General features: G+C 35.3%; 2 protein-coding genes. Both read left to right on the forward strand.

Going from position 1 to position 1,921, the window contains the following annotated elements:
* Window positions 1-164: 164 nt before the first annotated feature.
* A complete protein-coding gene (locus tag ABZA26_RS14010) occupies window positions 165-1,379 on the forward strand; it encodes a glycoside hydrolase family 10 protein (protein ID WP_372715111.1) in 1,215 nt (404 codons plus the stop codon).
* A gap of 152 nt (window positions 1,380-1,531) precedes the next feature.
* The coding region (locus tag ABZA26_RS14015; protein WP_372715112.1) for a serine dehydratase beta chain at window positions 1,532-1,921 on the forward strand (390 nt) is incomplete at its 3' end.

The raw sequence follows: 1,921 nt of genomic DNA on the forward strand, positions 1-1,921 counted from the left end.
ACTTTTGGTTATGCCTTGACCGAAGGGAAGAAATGCCCCTGGGGTGCTTTTCTGTCAAGAGAAAAGTAACAGAGTTCGTATAAATGCTTTAATTTTGGATATTAAAAAATAGATATTGAAATTTTTTGTTTTCAGAGTCACAATTGTAGTATTAGGAGGTTATAATGAAAAAAACTTTTTTATTATTGTTTATGTACATATTTTTTACCTTCACTTCCTTTGGTCAGGAAGCTGAGATCAACTATGGTGGATTAAATTTTTATAAAAAAAATTCAGAGAAAAATGAGTTTAGAGGGGTATGGGTGGCGACAGTGGCAAATCTGAACTGGCCCAAGAAAACGGATATTTCTCCAAGAGAACAAAGAGGAGACTTTAAAGAAATACTGAAAGAAATAAAGATAATGAATATGAATGCTGTAATTATGCAGATAAGACCTTCTGGAGATGCAATATACAGCTCTAAAAAGGCTCCATGGTCCAGATATCTAACAGGAACCCAGGGAAAATATCCAGGGTATGACCCTCTTAAATTCATGGTGGAAGAGAGCCATAAGATGGGAATAGAGTTTCACGCATGGTTTAACCCCTATAGAGTTGCACTCAATGATGAGGAATTTAAAAGCCTAAGTCCTGATAATTTCGCCGTTAAAAACCCTGAGACTGTGGTCAAATACGGAAAAAGATATTACTTTGATCCGGGGATTCCAAAGGTGAGAGAACACCTCATAGAAGTAGTCCTTGAAGTGGTGGATAACTATGATATAGATGCCATACATATAGACGATTATTTTTATCCGTATACAATTGAAGGGGTTGATTTTCCTGACGAGGAAAGCTATAAAGCTTATGGAGGAGACTTTTCTAAAATAGAGGAATGGAGAAGAGAAAATGTAAATAAACTTATAGAGGAGCTTCACACGGAGATCGTAAAAAGAGACAAAAATGTAAAGTTTGGAATAAGTCCCTTCGGAGTATGGAGAAACAACAAAGATGATACAAGAGGTTCTGATACAGCGGCTTTTCAGACAAGTTATGACAACCTCTATGCTGATGTGCTGAAGTGGATAGACATGGGATGGATAGATTATGTGATACCTCAGGTATACTGGAACTTCGGATTTGCTCCTGCTCCTTATGAAAAACTGGTGGACTGGTGGGTCAAGGAGACTTCCGGTAAAAAAGTAAAACTTTATATAGGACAGGGAGCTTATAAGGTAGGTAAGGAGAACTGGGAAAATCCAGACGAGCTTATAAATCAGATCTACTATAACAGGAGTCTAGGTATAGAGGGAAGTGCTTTTTTTGATATAAAATCTATATTAGAGAGTCCGTATAACATTAAAAACAGGTTGAAAATAGATGTTTTCAGAGAAAATTAATTTTTAATATTTTTAAAATTTCAAAAAACTAAAAAAATAGACAAAAAAAATGAAAAATGTTATTATAAAGCAACTAAAATATAAAAAAATGAAAAAAAATAAATTATATTGAAAAAATAGTTTTTATATTTATCTGAAAAAGGGAGAAAAATATGGATTCTTTAAGAGAGCTTTTTAAAATCGGAAACGGACCCTCAAGTTCACATACCATGGGACCAGAAAGAGCTGCAAAAAAATTTAAAGCTGACAATCCAGATGCAGCTGCTTTTAAAGTAGAGCTTTACGGGTCTCTGGCGGCAACAGGAAAGGGACATCTTACAGACTGGATAATTATAGAGACATTGAAACCTAAGGAAACAGAAATTTTATGGAAGCCAGAAGTAAACTATGAATACCATACAAACGGAATGAAGTTTTTTGCTTTGGATTCTGACGGGAATATAATAAAAGAGTGGCTGGTTTTTTCAGTGGGTGGCGGAACTATAATGGAAGACGGTCAGGCAAGACAAGGGGGATCTAGTGTTTATCCTTTGGGGACAATG

It is taken from the genome of Ilyobacter sp. (genome assembly GCF_041583315.1).
GTDB lineage: Bacteria > Fusobacteriota > Fusobacteriia > Fusobacteriales > Fusobacteriaceae > Ilyobacter.

Bases quoted from the DNA above. Each gene is read 5' to 3' on its own strand.
- ABZA26_RS14010 (WP_372715111.1), top strand. From the start codon at position 165: ATGAAAAAAACTTTTTTATTATTGTTTATGTACATATTTTTTACCTTC.